The sequence below is a fragment of the Paenibacillus ihuae genome (assembly GCF_001368795.1).
GTDB lineage: Bacteria > Bacillota > Bacilli > Paenibacillales > Paenibacillaceae > Paenibacillus_AQ > Paenibacillus_AQ ihuae.
On the sequence record NZ_LN831198.1, the window covers coordinates 1603393 to 1605503 of the forward strand.

A 2111-nucleotide genomic window follows, 5' to 3' on the forward strand; every position below is an offset into this window, starting at 1 on the left:
GCAGCCGCGGCTTCAGGCTTCAGTGTGCCGCTTGCCGGTATTGCTGGCTTCGGGTGGCGGGGAACGCTCTCAATGTGGTTTATTGTCGCAGCTTTGGCTACGGTGTTCTGGATTCCTCAAATGAAGAATCTGGTTCAAGGCAACGGGACTCGTTTAGCTGCTGCCTCTGTCAACATATGGCGTTCAACGCTTGCGTGGCAGGTAACGCTGTTTATGGGACTGCAATCCTTGCTCTACTATGTTCTGATTGCCTGGTTTTCGGTGATCTTAAGTGAGCGCGGCATGTCTTCCGGCCATGCGGGCTGGATTCTGTCGGTGATGCAGCTGGCCCAGCTGCCGTTTACATTTTTTTGTACCGCTATGGGCGGGAAGATTGAAGCATCAGCGGGGGCTTGTTCTGATCACCTCGATGTTGTTCATCCTCGGTATTCTCGGAATCTGGCTTGGCGGCAGCGGGTGGATGGCGCTGTGGGCGGTGTGCATCGGTATCGCCGGCGGGTTCGCCTTCGGCCTCGCGATGATGTTCTTCAGCTTGCGGACCCGCACGACTCAGGAGGCAAGTGAGCTCTCGGGGATGGCCCAGTCTGTCGGATATCTGCTGGCAGCCGCCGGTCCGGCATTGTTCGGGCTGCTGCATGATGCGACGCATAGCTGGAATGCTCCGCTGGCCCTGCTGGCAGCGGCAAGCCTGCTGCTCTTCGTTGTCGGAATGGGAGCGGGAAGGGACAGATATGTAGGAGAGCAGACATAACATTTTGCTATCCGTTTCGTGGCCGATACACGGATTCTCCGGTAATCCATTACCCAGGGCAGCGGGGTCAAACCGGACTCCCATTCCCCAGACTGTATATAGCAGATATAATCCCGTATAAGCTGAACAGAATCAGGATGAGGGCTGAGGCCAGACTCAGGGTACGGGTGAAGGACTCAGGCAGCCTGCTGCTGATCCATAATATAACCAAAGTCAGAAGCAGCCACCAGAAGAATGACCCGAAGGCAATACCGGCCGGGAGCAAAAGTGAACCGCCGATGGTACTGCCGAGTGATGCGGCGAGTGCCATAAAGCTTAGGATCGTCGCCGGATTAGCTATGGTCAGAAGGAAGGAAGAGATCATGCAATAAAGAACTCCACTGTGTCCGGTTTCCGGCCGGGATTCAGCAGCCCCTTTCCGCAAGCCTCTGACTCCAAGGTAGCCGATAAACAAGGAACCCAGGAGTTTGAGGGGGAATTCATAATCGGAAGTGAATTCATTCACAATCCTGAAGCCTGTAACAGTCACCAGCGCATAACAGGTATCTGCGAGAGCAATCCCTGCTCCGGTAGCAAGGCCTGCGAGTAAGCCCTGCCTCAGTGTTCTGTTCATGCACAGAATAGACATGGGTCCGACGGGGGCGGCAATGATGAAGCCGAAGCTAAAGCCGCTGATCAGTGCAGACCAGAGGGTCATGGCTCACGGTCCCCGGGCGGCAGAGGAACATTGGGTGTTTCTTTCACCGTGCCCAAAATAATTGTTGTCCGGGTGCGAACAATCCCAGGAAGACTCTTCAGCTCTTCGCTGATGATCCGGTCAAGATCCCGTGTTCCGCGGCAGCGGAGCTTCAGAACATAGTCGTCATCGCCTGCGGTGTGATGGCATTCCTGAATTTCCGGGAGCTTCTGCACCAGCTCCAGAAAAGCCTGCCGGTGTGCCGGGCGCTCAAGCGTCACTGCGATTAGTGCAGCCAGCCCATACCCGGTTGACTCGGAATCTATCAGCGCCGTGTAGCCTTTAATAACTCCCTGTTCTTCCAGACGCCTTACGCGGTCAGCAGCTGCCGGAGAGGAGAGGCCCAGCAATCCGGCCAGCTCAGCCCAGGTAATTCTTCCGTTAGCCATCAGTGCCTTGATAATTTTGTGATCTAAAGAATCCAAGCTGATCATCCTTTCTTCAGTAAGTTTTTTGATAATATATCTTATTTAAATTCATATTACAAGGTGAAATCCATCTAAAACCTTAGAATTAACATAATTAATTGTCCTTTAGTAATTAAATTAAGGTTAATAAAAAACCTGTTGCAATTGTAATAGAAAGAGAGTATATTCTTAATTACGGTGATTGAATCACTGGAGT

Annotated in this window: 3 protein-coding genes; 1 reads left to right on the top strand and 2 read right to left on the bottom strand. The window is 52.7% G+C overall.

Annotated elements, in window-relative coordinates:
- Nucleotides 1–373 precede the first annotated feature (373 nt).
- Nucleotides 374–751, top strand: coding sequence for an MFS transporter (locus AQR02_RS32305; protein ID WP_159067704.1), 378 nt, complete (start codon nucleotides 374–376; stop codon nucleotides 749–751).
- A gap of 67 nt (nucleotides 752–818) precedes the next feature.
- Here the strand turns inward: AQR02_RS32305 and AQR02_RS07040 are convergent, their stop codons facing one another.
- Together AQR02_RS07040 and AQR02_RS07045 are read right to left on the bottom strand one after the other, a co-directional pair.
- Entirely contained in the window at nucleotides 819–1448 is a 630-nt protein-coding gene (locus AQR02_RS07040) for a LysE family translocator (protein ID WP_054939974.1), read from the bottom strand.
- The gene (locus AQR02_RS07045; protein WP_209444131.1) at nucleotides 1445–1912 is read right to left on the bottom strand and encodes an Lrp/AsnC family transcriptional regulator; all 468 of its coding nucleotides are present in this window, start codon (nucleotides 1910–1912) and stop codon (nucleotides 1445–1447) included. The genes AQR02_RS07040 and AQR02_RS07045 overlap by 4 nt, the downstream gene beginning before the upstream one ends.
- Nucleotides 1913–2111: the final 199 nt, after the last annotated feature.

What these genes read in the sequence shown, in the direction of transcription:
- AQR02_RS07040 (WP_054939974.1), bottom strand. Translation starts at nt 1,448, where the DNA reads ATGACCCTCTGGTCTGCACTGATCAGCGGCTTTAGCTTCGGCTTCATC.